Annotated in this window: 12 protein-coding genes; 7 read left to right on the forward strand and 5 right to left on the reverse strand. The window is 47.8% G+C overall.

Annotated elements, in window-relative coordinates:
• The gene (locus tag U1I11_RS09460; RefSeq protein WP_322905849.1) at positions 1–1,350 is read left to right on the forward strand and encodes a carbohydrate ABC transporter permease; all 1,350 of its coding nucleotides are present in this window, start codon (positions 1–3) and stop codon (positions 1,348–1,350) included.
• Complete coding sequence (locus tag U1I11_RS09465) at positions 1,347–2,189, forward strand: sugar ABC transporter permease (RefSeq protein WP_322905850.1); 843 nt, start codon at positions 1,347–1,349, stop codon at positions 2,187–2,189. Before U1I11_RS09460 ends, U1I11_RS09465 begins: the two co-directional genes overlap by 4 nt.
• A 383-nt stretch (positions 2,190–2,572) precedes the next feature.
• Here the strand turns inward: U1I11_RS09465 and clpP are convergent, their stop codons facing one another.
• Together clpP and U1I11_RS09475 are read right to left on the reverse strand one after the other, a co-directional pair.
• Positions 2,573–3,154, reverse strand: coding sequence for an ATP-dependent Clp endopeptidase proteolytic subunit ClpP (gene clpP / locus U1I11_RS09470; RefSeq protein WP_322905851.1), 582 nt, complete (start codon positions 3,152–3,154; stop codon positions 2,573–2,575).
• Positions 3,155–3,229: 75 nt separating this feature from the next.
• A complete protein-coding gene (locus tag U1I11_RS09475) occupies positions 3,230–4,153 on the reverse strand; it encodes an RNA polymerase sigma factor (RefSeq protein ID WP_322905852.1) in 924 nt (307 codons plus the stop codon).
• A gap of 332 nt (positions 4,154–4,485) precedes the next feature.
• On the opposite strand from U1I11_RS09475, the gene U1I11_RS09480 reads away from it, so the two are divergent.
• Entirely contained in the window at positions 4,486–4,971 is a 486-nt protein-coding gene (locus tag U1I11_RS09480; RefSeq protein WP_322905853.1) for an AAA family ATPase, read from the forward strand.
• A 375-nt stretch (positions 4,972–5,346) separates the two neighbouring features.
• On the opposite strand, the gene fabF is transcribed toward U1I11_RS09480, so the two are convergent.
• Positions 5,347–6,588, reverse strand: coding sequence for a beta-ketoacyl-ACP synthase II (gene fabF / locus U1I11_RS09485; protein ID WP_322905854.1), 1,242 nt, complete (start codon positions 6,586–6,588; stop codon positions 5,347–5,349).
• A 209-nt stretch (positions 6,589–6,797) separates the two neighbouring features.
• Between fabF and U1I11_RS09490 the strand changes: the two genes are divergently transcribed.
• Positions 6,798–7,649, forward strand: coding sequence for a helix-turn-helix transcriptional regulator (locus U1I11_RS09490; RefSeq protein ID WP_322905855.1), 852 nt, complete (start codon positions 6,798–6,800; stop codon positions 7,647–7,649).
• Positions 7,650–8,141: 492 nt separating this feature from the next.
• Here the strand turns inward: U1I11_RS09490 and U1I11_RS09495 are convergent, their stop codons facing one another.
• Positions 8,142–10,793, reverse strand: a complete 2,652-nt coding sequence (locus U1I11_RS09495; RefSeq protein WP_322905856.1) for an alpha-amylase family glycosyl hydrolase — start codon at positions 10,791–10,793, stop codon at positions 8,142–8,144.
• Positions 10,794–11,420: 627 nt separating this feature from the next.
• On the opposite strand from U1I11_RS09495, the gene U1I11_RS09500 reads away from it, so the two are divergent.
• The gene (locus U1I11_RS09500; protein WP_322905857.1) at positions 11,421–12,311 is read left to right on the forward strand and encodes an MBL fold metallo-hydrolase; all 891 of its coding nucleotides are present in this window, start codon (positions 11,421–11,423) and stop codon (positions 12,309–12,311) included.
• 233 nt (positions 12,312–12,544) lie between these two features.
• Here U1I11_RS09500 and U1I11_RS09505 read toward each other — a convergent pair whose 3' ends face one another.
• Positions 12,545–13,132, reverse strand: coding sequence for a histidine phosphatase family protein (locus tag U1I11_RS09505; protein WP_322905858.1), 588 nt, complete (start codon positions 13,130–13,132; stop codon positions 12,545–12,547).
• 129 nt (positions 13,133–13,261) lie between these two features.
• On the opposite strand from U1I11_RS09505, the gene U1I11_RS09510 reads away from it, so the two are divergent.
• Together U1I11_RS09510 and U1I11_RS09515 are read left to right on the forward strand one after the other, a co-directional pair.
• Positions 13,262–13,465, forward strand: a complete 204-nt coding sequence (locus U1I11_RS09510) for a DUF4177 domain-containing protein (protein WP_322905859.1) — start codon at positions 13,262–13,264, stop codon at positions 13,463–13,465.
• 91 nt (positions 13,466–13,556) lie between these two features.
• Positions 13,557–15,068, forward strand: coding sequence for an SMI1/KNR4 family protein (locus tag U1I11_RS09515; RefSeq protein WP_322905860.1), 1,512 nt, complete (start codon positions 13,557–13,559; stop codon positions 15,066–15,068).
• The last annotated feature ends 187 nt before the right edge of the window (positions 15,069–15,255 follow it).

A 15,255-nucleotide genomic window follows, 5' to 3' on the forward strand; every position in this document is an offset into this window, starting at 1 on the left:
ATGAACAAAGCAGCTATTCATCCTAAACGAACAGCCGGAATGGGGAGTGCAGTGCTTGCTGCTGTGCTCTCCGCGATTGTAATGGGGCTTGGTCAGATGTATAACCGCCAATGGGCGAAAGGCGTGCTGTTTTTATTTGCCGGTCTGGTCAGTCTGTATTTGATCCTCAATGGATTGTTTAGCAATGTGTGGGGACTCGTAACATTAGGCGAACAGCCTGCCCATATGGAAAAAGTTGGACGTTTGTATCGCAATGTGCCGGGTGATCATTCGATCTTTATGATGATCTACGGGCTGGTGGCGTTGCTGTACATCGTTTTGCTCGCTTGCTTTTATGTGGCGAACGTTAAAGATGCCTACCAGATTGGCAAACAGCGTGAGCGCGGGGCAAAAGTGAATGGTTTCCGTGACACATGGCGTCTGCTGGGCGACAAAGGGTTTCCGTATGTGTTACTCGCATTGCCGACGGTCGGTGTGCTCGTGTTTACGATTTTGCCGATTATTTTTATGGTGTTGATGGCGTTTACGAACTATTCGGCACCGGATCATATTCCACCGAAAAATTTGGTCGACTGGGTAGGCTTGCGCACATTTACGAATCTTGCCACTTTGGAAGCATGGAGCCATACGTTTATCGGCGTGCTGACGTGGACGATTATTTGGGCGATTGTAGCGACGATTACGACGTATTTTGGCGGTATTTTGGTGGCGCTATTAATTGAACAACAGGGGATTCGGTTTAAAGGCTTTTGGCGGACGCTGTTTATTTTACCGTATGCGATTCCGCAGTTTATATCGCTACTCATTATGCGCAATTTGCTCAATTATCAGTTTGGGCCGGTCAACCAATATTTGCGTATGCTTGGATTGGGTGGTGTGCCGTGGTTAAACGATCCGTTCTGGGCAAAGGTAACGGTCATTCTCGTTAATATGTGGATTGGGATTCCGGTATCGATGATTCTCGTGCTCGGCGTATTGACGGCGATTCCGCGCGATTTGTACGAAGCGGCAGAAGTGGACGGAGCGACAGGCTTCCAAAAGTTCCGCAATATTACGATGCCGTTTGTTTTGTTCCAGACGGCGCCAATTTTGATTATGCAATTTGCCGGTAATATTAATAACTTTAATGTTATCTTCCTGCTGACGAACGGGTTACCGGCGAATGGCGATTATGCGTATGCAGGCAGTACCGATTTGCTCGTCACCTGGTTGTACAAACTGACGCTGGACAATCAGCGCTACAATTTCGCTTCAGCGATCGGGATTATTATTTTCATCATTATTGCGGCATTTTCGCTTTACAATTATCGGCGCAGCCGCTCCTTCAAAGAGGAGGATATGATCCAATGAAAAAGAAAAGACGCATCAAGCTTACGTTCAGTTATGTGCTGCTGATCCTGATTGCGATCGCTTGTGTGTATCCGGCGCTCTGGATCGTCCTGTCCTCATTTAAGGAAGGCGATTCGCTGTACAGTGAGACATTGATTCCGCAACAGCTGACATTGCAGCATTATGCCGATCTGTTTCGCTCGCAATCAGACAAAGATTTGCCGTATGTAAAATGGTATTGGAACACGCTCAAAGTGGCGGTCAGCAGTATGGTACTCGGTACGCTCGTGCAAATTTTGACGGCGTATGCGATGTCCCGCTTTCGTTTTAAAGGCAGACAGACGATGATGTCGGTCATTCTCATTCTCGGTATGTTCCCTGGCTTTATGAGCATGATCGCCGTGTATGTGATTTTGCTGCAAATGAATTTGCTTAACTCGCCGTGGGCGTTAGTGCTTGTGTACACGTCAGGTGCGGCGCTAGGTATGTTTGTCGCCAAAGGATTTTTTGATACGATTCCGCGTGCGTTGGAGGAGTCGGCGTTGCTGGATGGAGCGAGTCATTTTCAAATTTTCCGCCGTATCATTTTGCCATTGTCGACGCCGATCATTACGTATATTGCGATTACGACGTTTACAGGGGCATGGGTCGATTTCATTTTCGCACGGCTGATTTTGCGCTCGCGTGAAAATTGGACGTTAGCGGTTGGTTTGTATGAGCTGGTCAATAGTTATTCCAGTACGGAATTTACGCTGTTTGCCGCCGGATCGGTGCTGGTCGCTTTGCCGATTACGATTTTGTATATGTTTTTGCAACGTTTCCTTGTGCATGGATTGACGGCTGGCGCGACCAAAGGATAATAACTGTACGAACTGCTTTCGCGTAATGGGCATATGTAAATTAGTATGGCGACAGCTGTAAATATGCTGTTTGAGTTTGTACAAATTTCCATTATGAATAAGGACATATAGCACATTTAAAACCAATCTGGACAGCAGCCTATTAGCACACTGCTCATGTTAATTTTAAATTTGGTTGTGGACTGATCTGCTATCATTTAGCACTTGAAGCGGATGTAAACTGCAAATGAATCTCGGTCAATGAAGCGACGAATACGCTCAAACTGACTATAAAATCAACGGAGTTCATCCGAATCTAAAGCGATCTAACCTACATAAGCCTGCTAATCGAAACGCGTCAAATCAAAATAACGCGCATGATAGCAGGCTTATTGTCGATTACATTAGCATTGACTTACAATTTTATCGATCAGACCATAGTCCAGCGCTTCTGCAGCGGTGAAAAAGAAGTCGCGATCCGTATCCTTTTCCAGCTGTGCTAGCGGTTGTCCGGTGCGATCTGCCAGCAGATCGTTTAGCTTTTGCCGGGTGCGGATCAGACGTTCGGCATGAATGATCACATCGGATGCCTGACCTCTCGCACCACCAAGCGGCTGGTGGATCATAATTTCACTGTTCGGTAATGCCATTCGTTTTCCTTTTGTACCGCCAACGAGCAAAATCGTGCCAAAACTTGCCGCCATACCCGTACAAATCGTAACGATATTCGGCTTAATAAACTGCATCGTATCATAAATAGCAAAGCCTGCACTGACCGAACCGCCGGGGCAATTAATATACATACTAATATCTTTGTCGCTATCCTCGGCGGCGAGATGCAGTAGCTGAGCAACGATCAGATTTGCCATTTGATCTTCAATTTCGCCATTGATCATAATGATCCGATCTTTGAGCAGCCTGGAATAAATATCATAGCTTCGTTCACCGCGATCGGTTTGTTCAATCACATAAGGAATCGTTACCATCGTCGTTCATCCTCTCTATCATTCAAAAATGGAGTAATGGGAACGTCCGGATTGCTTACTGCACTGTGGCAGTATTTAAGCAGCGATGCATCGCGTAATGCTAAACGTTCCGCGTACACTAGCGCCTGCATTATACGCATCGAGCTGTGCAGTGGGATGATCGCCTTGCTGGTGCTGCTGAACGGTTTGCTCGCAAGCATCGGCATGCAAATGACTTACAATTTGAGGTGCAAGCCCGGCTGGATCAGCAGGTTGGTTCAAAATTAACTGCACAAGATGCGCCGCATTGCCATTACGGAAGGCAGCGAGATACGTAGCCAACCGCTCCTGCTCCTCACGCGCGGGCAGCGGCAGACAGGTGTCGTCTTCAGCTGAGCTATGCCGTTGTAATAAAGCTGCTCGCGCCCGGCGCAAGGCGGATTTGATTGCGCCTTCGGTTGTGTCGAGCAAGCTTGCTGCTTCGTTTGCCGTATAACCGAGCAGCTCGCGTAATGCATAGACCGCATGCTGCCAAGGTGACAGTGTGTCCAGCAGCAGCTTAATTGCCGTTTCTACCTGCATATTTGCCTCTAGCTGATCCGTATGGTGAGTATGTTGTGCATCGATCAGCTCATGCAATAGAGGTAGTCGCTGCTGCAAACGTACAGCGCGCCGTGCCTCATCAATACGCAAATTGCGAGCGATACGTAGCAGATAAGCTTGCCGATACGATTCCGCACGTTGCCATTGCTCGGCTCGTAATGTGAGCGCTTTGAGCAGCGTATTTTGCATCAAATCTTGTGCATCCCAATGGGTGGCGGTCAGGCTAAGACAATACCGATACAATGTCGGTATGAATGCTTCGAGCTGTTCATCATCCAATAAAATCGTAGTATCGCGCGCTATCGTGATATCCGGTGACATGCTGGCGATCGTGTATACTTGGGAATACGAGATCGGTTGCATCGTATCGTCTGCGCGAACGTTCGCCAAATTCGGTGGGGAGTTCACAAAGGCCATATCGGGGGCCCTCCTTTGTTTATCCGCTAGTAAAATCGCGTTAATAGTACATAACGTTATGTGCAGCAGTCGGTCATCAACTGGCGTACGAAAAAACGATGTGCCATTTTCCGTAGGGTAGCCTGTGAATGAGCTGCTGATATGATGTAAACGAATAAGAGTCGCTAAAGGGTACGCAGTTGTAAATATATTTTAAGGGCGCTTTACGATAGGATCGCTTGTAAATATGAATCAACACTAGCGGCTAGTTTCATCCTTATGCACGTTCTGTTAGTATTATATCAGATGATCTTGCTACCAACGAAGCAGGGAATGATGGGGAGGTTATCGCGATGCCGTCAGCGAAAAGGATACATATCGTCGGTGCGCCTGGAAGCGGCAAAACCGAGCTAGCAGCAAGGCTATCCAGTAGACTGGGCATTCCCAGCTATTCGCTGGAAACGCTATTATGGACACGAGAAGGCAAGCGTAAACGACGCAATACACCGGCAGAGCGTCAGCGGATGTTGATGGATATTATCGGACAGGATACATGGATTGTTGAAGGTAATCTGATGGAGTGGCTGCTGCCAAGTTTTGCACTGGCGGATCAGATTATATTTTTGACGCCCTCTCCATTTGTACGTGATGGACGGATGTTACAGCGCTTTGTACGTCAAAAAATCGGTACAGACCCCGACATCGAACGCCTTAACTTGTTTGGTTTGCTGGATCGCTTGTATTGGAATCACCGTTTTGAGCGAGAGTCGAAGCCAGCCATTTTGCGGATTGCCGAGCCGTACAAACATAAGCTGATCGTCACGCGGCAGGTGGAGTAGGCGAACGGCGGAACGGCGGTATAGTAGACTGCAATACAATCGTTGTTTGACAAAGTTGAAGTTTAAATATTGCTGCGAAGTTAGCTACCCATTCGAAGGAAGTTCGATGTCGATTCAATGTTAGGTATCGATTCAATGAGTGTACTTGTTCAACCTGTTCAGCATGGCGATCCGACGCATCTTTGATTTTGATGCCTCTCTAATCAAACTGAAAAAGCCGGGCAATGAAGCGAAATAAATTCGCTAGTTTGCCTGGCTTTTAGTATGTTTAATATCATCTATTATAAATAGCTGTGCAGCTATGATCTATATGGATCAGCTGCTATACCTGTTAGCATATTCCAGTGTTAGTAAGCTGTCTCCATTCAAAACCGCTTACTGCTGGTCATAACGCTTCAGCACAATGACCGCATTATGACCGCCAAAGCCAAATGAATTGGACAGACCGATCCGCACATCGGCAGTACGAGCGACATTCGGCACATAATCGAGATCACAGGCTGGATCGGGATCGCTTAAATTTAGTGTCGGTGGAATCAGCCCTTTGCGTAATGTTTGCACGAGTGCGATCGCTTCCGCCCCACCAGCAGCTCCAAGCATATGTCCGGTAATCGACTTGTTCGCCGTTACCGGAATATCGTAGGCACGTTCACCGAACAATTGCTTAATCGCCATCGTCTCGGAAATATCGCCTACGCCCGTACTTGTGGCATGCGCGCTAATGACATCCACATCGTCTATCGTAATGCCGGCATGCTGTAATGCTTGGCGCATCGCCAATTGTGCCCCGCGACCTTCCGGATGGCTTGCTACCATATGATGTGCATCCGAGCTGGCTCCGTATCCAAGCGCTTCGGCATAAATACGAGCACCGCGTAATTGGGCATGGCGCAGCGATTCCAGCACGACGATGCCCGCCCCTTCCGCCATGACAAATCCATCTCGATCCCGGTCAAATGGACGACTGGCTGCTGCCGGATCATCATTGCGCTGTGATAGGGCAGTCGAATTGCTAAATCCGGCAAGTGCGACCTCATTAATCGCCGCTTCCGAGCCACCAGCAATGACCACATCGGCATCGCCAGCGCGAATGAGTCGCATCGCTTCGCCAATTGCCGTATTGCCGATTGAACACGCGGTAACTGGGCACAGCGTCGGACCCCAGGTGCCTAGCCGAATGCTGATCAGAGCGGCAGCGCTATTGGCAATCATCACCGGCACTAGCAATGGACTGATTCGTTCCGGTCCACGCTGCAGCAGACTAGATTGCTGCTCGATTAACGTATTGATGCCACCGATGCCAGAGCCGACATACACACCTACCCGTTCACGTTCTACTTTTTCCATATCAAGCCCGGCATCTTGTACCGCTTGCTCGGCTGCCGCGATCGCAAATTGTGCAAACCGATCCATCCGCCGCGCTTCTTTGCGCCCAAACAATGCTTCAGCATCAAAGTCGCGCACCATGCCGGCGAATTTCGTTTTGAAGCGTTCGGTATTAAAAGTGTCGATCGATCCAATGCCAGACTGACCTCTGCTTAAATGATTCCAAAATGTCTCTACATCGTTACCGATCGGAGAAATGATGCCCATCCCTGTAATGACAACCCGTTCCATACTGCTTCCTCCTTATAATATGAATGCAAATGTAAGTGTAAGTGTACGTGTACGCGAAACGTAAACGGCTTTGATCCCATTATCAACTCACGCACAGTTTGTGTTTATACACTAGCTGATGGTATTATTTTGACACGGAAAATATCCTAGTACAAGTTACCGTTTATCCTGGTATAAATTATAATAGGCTATCTAGAAAAGGAGACATTATGAACAATCAGGAAAGACTACAGGCACTATCTGAATTTTTAAAAGGGAAACGTGCACGGATCGCGCCACAGGCAGTCGGTTTACATGGAGGGCTGCGTCGTCGTACACCGGGCTTGCGCCGGGAAGAAGTGGCACAACTGACCGGGGTGAGCACAACTTGGTACACGTGGTTGGAGCAGGGGAGGGACATACAAGCTTCCGCTTCAGTGCTGGAAAATGTAGCGTCTGTACTGCAAATGACGACGGATGAGCGTAATTATTTATTTTCGCTAGCATTGGATAAAAGCTCCCATTCATTCCCTGCCGCCAGTGTCGAAGAACATCCACAAATCAGCCCATCGCTCGCTAAAATTTTGGAGCAATTGCGCTATTGCCCAACGATTATCTCGGATCGTCATTGTAATATAGTCGGTTGGAATGAGGCGGCACGGCATGTTTTTCTTGATTTTGAGCAAATACCAGAGCATCAGCGGAATATGATTGCATTGCTGTTTGACCGTAAGGAATTTCGGCGGCTTGCGGTTAATTGGAAAGATTTTGCGGCGGATTTTCTGGCGATTTTTCGCACTTATTATGGGCAGTATATGGAGGATGACTGGTACGCTACTTTTTTGCGTGAAATGAAAAGCACCTATCCGGATTTCAATCCATTATGGGAGGAAAGTAAAGTCAGTACTGCACCACAGGTCGTGCTGGAATTTCGGCATGCACGTGGCGGCAAAATGCTGTTTGAGCTTAGTTCGCTTATTGTGCAAGGCAATAGTGAGCTTCGTTGCAGCATTTATACACCGGTACAAGATTCGGCAACCGAGGTAAAGTTGATGGCGCTGATGGAGCGGACGAAAGAGTAGACGGTAGGCTGAACGCGTTACATGTGGAGTTTAATGTCATATCGCCTAGCCGATGTTTATGGTGCGATAAAGGTAGATGCGCATACGATGGAGTCGGTCAGATAGCATATTTAAGCTGGTTGAGCTACTAGGGGCACAGTCTGATTGTTTATTTTACAAACTCTTTTTATATATAGTTCGTTTGGAAGGAGAATAAGCAAATGGAAGCTCGGTATCCTATATTTGCATGAGGATACCGAGCTTCTATTTCACATTTAACTTATAAGAGCGTAGACGTTTTCAGTAACAAACTGTAAAGTTTGCGTACATATCCTAATCGATCAGCGTACTAGGGCGTGTCTGCAAACGGTTTTGTCTTCGTAGGCAGTTCGATGCGTTTTTTGCATGAGATTACGCTTGTATGCGCAGCTCAACTCATTTAAAACGCGACCGACTTGAATAATAAAATGACAACGCTGAAGGTTTGAAGACACTGCCTAAATCGACAACAACTCACCGATCTTTCCAACGCGCCACCGTCACGTTGACGTTTTGGCTGCCCTGTGTCACCGTATAGCTACGATTGGCAAGCTCAGCACCATTTGCAGCCGTTTCCACACTGTTCCATGAACCGCGTGTAAGCTTGTAGCTAATCGCTGTGCCTGGCGGTGGAGTTAATGTGAGCGTATACGTGCCGTCAGACTGACGTGTCAACTGGCTTGCCGGATCGGCAGGATTCCAATTGTTCAGACTGCTTGCCATATACATCGTATCAGATGAAAGCGTGTTGGACGGTACGGTTACTTTGAGCGTAACTTGCTCGGTAGCCGTAGCCGGTTTTTGATCAGACCAGGAGGTGCCATCATACCAGCCTTCTTGGCTGCGTAGCAAGCCTGGTTGACTTGCCCCTGGAAGCTGGTGGGTCGCATCTTTAAAAATAACACGTGCGCTCGTTACACCCGCAATCGTATAACGATACCAACCATCGCCTTCATCGATCATGGCTGGAGCGGCAGACCATGTTGGCGTAGTAATGACAGGTGTCGTTTCATAATAATAAAGCTGCGGTGTGCTCCAATCGGCAGGCTTTTTAAAATGAATCGTCAAACCTGTCGGCTCGTTTGGTTGCTCGGCACGTGTAAATGTATACGAAGCGGTTGCTGATTTATCGCCATTGCTGGCGAACAACTTCAGTGTAAGCGATTGTCCAACCGCGATACCGCTGCCGAGTGTGATCACATCTCCACTGATAAACGTTGTTCCGACTGTCGCACTTGGTGTAGTGCCATCTGTCGTATACCGATTTACCGTACTGTTGCTTGCGCTGAGTGTAACTTTAACGTGATCAGATGTAAAGCTTCCGCCTGCTGGTGCAGCCGCTACGGCAGGCTCGGTCGAAGCGGGACCTGCCTGTTCGATTAAGATCACGCCACGTGTTCCTGCCGTAAAGGTTGCTTTACCGCCGTTTACAACTGCCGTTGCACCTGTGTACGCATCGCGCAAAGTCGTGCCGTCAGCGAACACGGGACTTACCGTCACCGCTGTGCTGCCCGAAGCGCCGGTTGCGACAACGATGCGATCCGAGATGCCTTTGGCTGCATTCGTATAAGTGCGGCTAAACGTATAGGGTGCAGCAACGATTTGCTTGTGTGCACCTGCGCCGATCGCCGGATGGTTGTAGCGGAATTGACCGAGCTTTTGCCAGTGGACAAGCAGTTCGGCATTGGCGCTATTCCAATTCATGTCAGAGCGTGTACCTTGCTGTGCATCCGAGCCAGTCGCGCCAAATGGACGTGCACTTTCGTCACCATAATACGTCTGAATGCCGCCGGGAGCGAGCAATAGCGCTGTGCCCGCCTGGAATAGAGCGTTGCGATCATATAGCTTCGTATCATGCGAAGAAATGTAGCTTAATACGTTAAAACCGGGATCGGTGTTGATTTTGCTAGCGTAATTGTTGAACAGCCCTTCGAGATCGTTCAGATTGGCATCTTGGAATGAAAAGTTGATCAAAGAATCAAAGCCATTATCATAATAGCTGTTCCGGCTCACCCCTTGTCCCCATACTTCGCCGGTCATCCAAAATGAATCGTTCCAGCTTGCGCCTGGTTTGGTTGGGTTGTTTTGCCTCCATTTTTGCAATGCGGTAGTGGCTTCCGTTTTGAGCTGTTTCCAGCGGAAGGCATCGACATGTTTGGCAGTATCGACACGGAAGCCGTCAATGCCGAATTCTTCTACCCATGCTGCCAGCCAGCGAATATTGTAATCGGTAGGCGAGATGCCTAAGTCTTTGCGCAAATTGGCAGCTGCTGGTATGACCCAAGCGTTCGTATTGCTTTCTTTGCTCCATTTTGTTTGCAATAGGGGGGCAAGCCCTTGATTGGTCGTCACTTCGGTACGGAAATCAGGCAATCCTGCTAAAGTGAGCGTCAGATCATTGTTGCCGCCTGCTGGATAACCGCCGATACCGGCACGTACCCAGCCACCGCTCCACCAGCTTGCCCATGCCTGACTATCGGTATAGTCGATATTGTCGTGATAGCTATGCCATGTTTGCCCGGCGGCAGGTTTCCAGCTGCTATTTAAGCCGTTCAGCCGTTTGCCAAAGCCGTATTCTTCCATATCTTTCAGCGTGCTGTAGCCTGGATGATTCATTACGATGTCGAGCACGACACGAATGCCTTTTGTATGGGCAAGATCGACAAATTCGCGCATCTCTTGTACGGTGCCCATATTTTTGTCCATCGAAGTGTAATCAAGTGCATAATAGCCGTGATAAGCATAATGAGCAAAATCACCACCACTGCCGCCACCGACAAAGCCGTGTACTTGCTCATAGGGCGCCGTAATCCAGATCGCATTTGTGCCAAGTTTCGTAAAATAACCTTCTTGCAGTTTTTGCGTCAGCCCTTTAATATCACCACCATGAAAAGTGCCGATCCGGCTGCCAGTAGCATCGGTAGACGGGCGACCGTATGCATTATTGTTGCTCGTATTGCCGTCGTTAAAACGGTCGGTCATCACAAAATACACATTGGCATTGTCCCATGTAAACGGATCGGACGAACTGGCAGCTTGTGCAGCAGGTGTCCCCAGCGGTGCAACAGTCGTAAATAACAGGCAAGCAAACAGTAGCCAGGCGGCCCATCTGCGGTATGTAAGCATAATTTCCTCCTTAAAATCATGAAATAGAGTACGATGCAACGAGCCAAAATCAATAAAAAGCAAACGTTTGCATAAATGACGGCATTAAATTAATCCGCTTACTATCGGCTGCTTATGCGGCAATATAGGGCATGAAATATAGCCATGCGAACGTTTACGATCTTCATCATCACCTCCATTTCAGCGTATACAAACTATCAAACTGCACGTTCAGCTCCTATTTTACCGTACCTAACCGTTTTCATTTTTGTAAACGTTTTCTTTTGCCTCGCTAATCATAGCTTGAGTGATATATAATGTAAAATATGGTTTATAGAGTATTTTAGCGAGCTAAACAATATAAAGCTTCTACATGCTCAGTTTTGCGCTCTTTTTCGAACCATTTCACTCTTTTTGTAGGATTGTGTAAGCTCGATATGTACATCGATACAAACGTTTGCACTAATCTATTAAGCAAGATGGTTTGGGAGGCGGTGTTTGCGTGTAGTACAATGTATGAATTAATGTATGAATACAGAAGCATATGTAAACGAAGCGGCTAGCAAATATGTTAATTGAGGCAAACTATATGTAGACATAAGGAAGATGAAACTTTCCGCTGGCAAATCGATTAGAAGGAGTGTACGTATGATACAAATAATGCAACATCTAGCTTCGCATATTCAATATTTAACACCTTATCAGGAAACCGATCGTCCGATACTGGCGGCGATTACCGGCACGCGTTCAACATTGTTGATCGATGCGGGCAATTCGGCAGCACATATTCAGTATTTTATCGATCAACTTGTGAAGCAGGACATTTCACCGCGCTGGCTCGTATTGACGCATTGGCACTGGGATCATGTATTTGGTATGAATCAGGCGAATACGACGATTATTGCGCAAACGCTGACGACCGAATATATTCGCCGCATGCAGGCATGGTCATGGGATGATGAAGCGCTTGAGCGGCGCGTGCAACAAGGATTGGAAATCGAATTTTGCGCCAGTGCGATCAAAAAGGAGTTAGGCAACGAGCGAGATATAATACTGCCGACGCCAGATATTACATTTGAGCGCAAGCTGGAGCTTGATTTGGGACGCGTACATTGTGTCATCGAGCATGTGGGCGGAGATCATTCAGATGATTCCACCGTCGTATATGTAAAAGAGGATAAAGTGCTGTTCGTAGGCGATGCGTTGTATCCGAACATTCATGTAGAGCCACATGAATATACGCCTGCCGCCACATTGAAATTGGTCGCCATGCTGCGCGCATACGATGTCGATACCGTTGTGTTGTCGCATCATGCTGACGTATGGGCTGAGGCGCGGTTTAGGCATGAACTTGATCTGCTGGAGCGTATTGCTACGCTGGTACAGGTGCCGGACGAGGAGGAAAGCACGATTGCCGCGAAGCTGGAGCGGCATTATGAACGCGAGCTATATGAAGCAGAACGTGAAACGATCACCTTATTTCTAAATGGACGCCACCGCCAGCAAGCCGTAGCGACTTTAGCTGGCAGCGAATCGTAAGCGGCGGCTAGCTGCTCATCTGCTGCCGAACTTCATTTGCCGCCACTTGTAATACAATAATAGGCTTTTTCAAGACATGCTTCGTCTGTAAACTACAGTTTGCGGGAAAGACTGGTCATACAATTACGAGCGATGCCAACATAAGCGATGCGCCGACAAGCGAGGCAACGGCAGATCGTTCGAGCGTTTACAGTGACGCATACGTCTCAATACGCTGCTGCGCTGGCGTAACTCTACTTGCGCTTTTTGCCAGACAGTTCGACTTGTAGAGCTGCGCTTGATTCCGCATCGCGAAACAGATGCAGCTTTCCGTTTTCGACCATCCGCATTCGAGGGCCGGTAAAGCCGCGGCGAATCAACTGTTTGCGCATATACAGCATTAGCGCCCAGTGGCTCACGATCAAAATATGCTCGGCATCGGATGAAAGGATAATATCTAGCGCACGGTCGATGCGTGCGTTAGCTTCAGCGACCATACGTTTATAGCGCCTGCTGAGCAGTGGAGCGATCCGCGCAAACACCGCCCAGCCGATAAATGGAAACCGCAACCCAGTGTTGAATGTAGGCGGCGTAATTTCACGTAATTCCGGCATAATGACAATTTTGCCTGGATAAATAAATTGCGCAGTTTTGATCGCACGCGGCAGATCGCTTGTAAAACAAATTTCCCAATTCAGCCCGCGCAGATCGGTCGTGCCTTCTTCAATATCAGCAACATCATATTCTTCCAGCCATGTGACTAGTTCATTTACCGTCACCATCTGGCGAATGGGAAATTCTTTATTCACTTTAAAATGGCGCACAAGTCCAATCGTCTTCATGGGATGTATAGTGTAACTCCTTATCGTTAATATGCTACAATAGTAATGATACCCATTTTTAGCCAGCTATCCTAGTTGCAAATTAAATGGGCTGATATGCATTATCGTTTCAGAAAGGACGATCATACCATGATTCAATGGGAATATAAAACAGTAAAATTGGCAACAGGCGGCTTTCTTGGTGGCAAAGTCGATGAACACGAGTTGGAAAGCGTTTTAAATAACCTTGGCTTTGAAGGCTGGGAGCTTGTGTCGAGCTTTGATACGGCGATGACACAAGGAAGTTCGCGCGACATTATTCTCGTGTTTAAACGCAGCGCTTTGCTGGAATAAACCGCTGTATTACGTACATAGTATACGTAGAGCGACGGTTAGCTGTCCAATACGAATCATCTTGAATTTAACAGAGTAAGGAGGCAACCGCATGATCGAAACATGGATCGAGCAGATCAAATCGAGGCTGCATATGAGGCTTGGCAGTCTGGAGCAAAGCTTGCTGGCACCGGCGCAAGACATGGAAATTGCGCAGGCAGAGCAAGCGATGGGCGTTATTTTCCCTGAACCACTGAAACGGTTGTATCGCATTCATAATGGTGAGGCACATAGCGGGCCGGGGTTGTTTTTTGGGCTGCAATTTTTGACGTTGGATGAAATGGTTCATGAATGGAAAATATGGTCGGATTTGCAGGAAGAATACGCCGATCTAGGCGATCATTATTCCATTCCGGCGGATTGGATTCAGGAACAGTACATTAATCGCCACTGGATTCCGTTTTGTCACGATGGCGGTGGTAATCATCTGGGGGTCGATCTGAATCCAGGGCCTAATGGCATCGTCGGGCAAGTTATTAATTTTGGGCGCGATGAAGAAACGAAGTTTGTCATTGCGCGTGATGTAGGTGAATTTATTCGCTTTATGCATCATGTGCTGGAGAGCGGTAATTATACGATTGAGCAAGAGGACGGTATCGTTTATTGGATGTATGGACGTGATGGGCAAGCGCGTTTGTTGCGTGATGCGCAGCAGTATGCATTTGGAGCGGAATGGGCAGCCAATAAGCAGCAATCTGCCGCTGAGCTGGCTGCATGGGCAGCGGCATTGCCACGGGAATGGCAGGAGCGTATTGAGCGTGAGTATAGTTCAGCAGCGCAATTTACAGGGCGGTATCAGCTGTATTTGCCAAATGCAGGATTAAGCGATATTACGCCGCTTGCAGCGTGTACGGAAGTGCGTGAATTAAGTTTGTCCGGCAATGAAATTGTTGATCTGTCTCCGCTGGCAGGTTGCCGGGAGCTGAAGAAATTGTATTTGCTCCACAATCCGGTATGCGATCTGTCACCGCTCGCGCAATTGCCGTATTTGCGTCAGTTAAACATTAGTGACACTAACGTTACGACACTGGAACCACTTGCCAGGCTAACGCGTCTGACCGAGCTGGAGTGCGAGCGTATTCCGGCGCATGATTATCGCCCATTGCTGGCGATTCAGACGCTGGAATGTTTAAGCATTTCCTCCCCTGATTGGGAGCAGGCGGAAGTGCTTGGACAGATGAACAGGCTTAAACATTTGACCGTGATCGATGCAAACGGATGGGATACAGAACAATGGGCAGCGCTTGGCAAGCTGCCGCTGCTTTCGTTAACCGTAACCGGTGTACAATGGGCAAATATGGAGCATTTGCAACATTTTAAACAGTTAAAACAAGTAACACTTGCCAATTTGGAAGTGAACGACATTTCCGGTTTGGCTGCGTTGCCGTCATTGCAAAAGCTTAAGTTGGCAGGAGACAACGGGATCGCCAATCTGGAAACGATCGCTCAATCGTCCACATTGTCCAGCTTTACGGGCGACGCCGCTCAAGTGGAGTTGTTGCAAACTGCGTTTCAACAACCTGTCGCTTTCTCCGTCCAATATGATGGACGTTACTATGCTTAAACGAGTATGCCCGGTTTGGATGTACAAGGACGGGTTTTGCCGCTGGTACAAATTCAATTGGATCATTTGCTTGCCCACTATGGAGCTAAGGTCGTTTCATGCTAAACGTATCTTAAATCTTAACTGCGAATAATGACATATCGGTTTGCAAAACGATATGAAACATACAATGAAAAAGATGAAACGT

The organism is Paenibacillus campi (assembly GCF_034659835.1).
In the GTDB taxonomy this organism is placed as follows: Bacteria; Bacillota; Bacilli; order Paenibacillales; family Paenibacillaceae; genus Saccharibacillus; species Saccharibacillus campi.

Excerpts from the sequence above, each read along its gene's own strand:
- U1I11_RS09460 (WP_322905849.1), top strand. The coding sequence starts at position 1 with ATGAACAAAGCAGCTATTCATCCTAAACGAACAGCCGGAATGGGGAGT.
- U1I11_RS09465 (WP_322905850.1), top strand. The coding sequence starts at position 1,347 with ATGAAAAAGAAAAGACGCATCAAGCTTACGTTCAGTTATGTGCTGCTG.
- clpP (WP_322905851.1), bottom strand. The coding sequence starts at position 3,154 with ATGGTAACGATTCCTTATGTGATTGAACAAACCGATCGCGGTGAACGA.
- U1I11_RS09475 (WP_322905852.1), bottom strand. The coding sequence starts at position 4,153 with ATGGCCTTTGTGAACTCCCCACCGAATTTGGCGAACGTTCGCGCAGAC.
- U1I11_RS09480 (WP_322905853.1), top strand. The coding sequence starts at position 4,486 with ATGCCGTCAGCGAAAAGGATACATATCGTCGGTGCGCCTGGAAGCGGC.
- fabF (WP_322905854.1), bottom strand. The coding sequence starts at position 6,588 with ATGGAACGGGTTGTCATTACAGGGATGGGCATCATTTCTCCGATCGGT.
- U1I11_RS09490 (WP_322905855.1), top strand. The coding sequence starts at position 6,798 with ATGAACAATCAGGAAAGACTACAGGCACTATCTGAATTTTTAAAAGGG.
- U1I11_RS09495 (WP_322905856.1), bottom strand. The coding sequence starts at position 10,793 with ATGCTTACATACCGCAGATGGGCCGCCTGGCTACTGTTTGCTTGCCTG.
- U1I11_RS09500 (WP_322905857.1), top strand. The coding sequence starts at position 11,421 with ATGATACAAATAATGCAACATCTAGCTTCGCATATTCAATATTTAACA.
- U1I11_RS09505 (WP_322905858.1), bottom strand. The coding sequence starts at position 13,132 with ATGAAGACGATTGGACTTGTGCGCCATTTTAAAGTGAATAAAGAATTT.
- U1I11_RS09510 (WP_322905859.1), top strand. The coding sequence starts at position 13,262 with ATGATTCAATGGGAATATAAAACAGTAAAATTGGCAACAGGCGGCTTT.
- U1I11_RS09515 (WP_322905860.1), top strand. The coding sequence starts at position 13,557 with ATGATCGAAACATGGATCGAGCAGATCAAATCGAGGCTGCATATGAGG.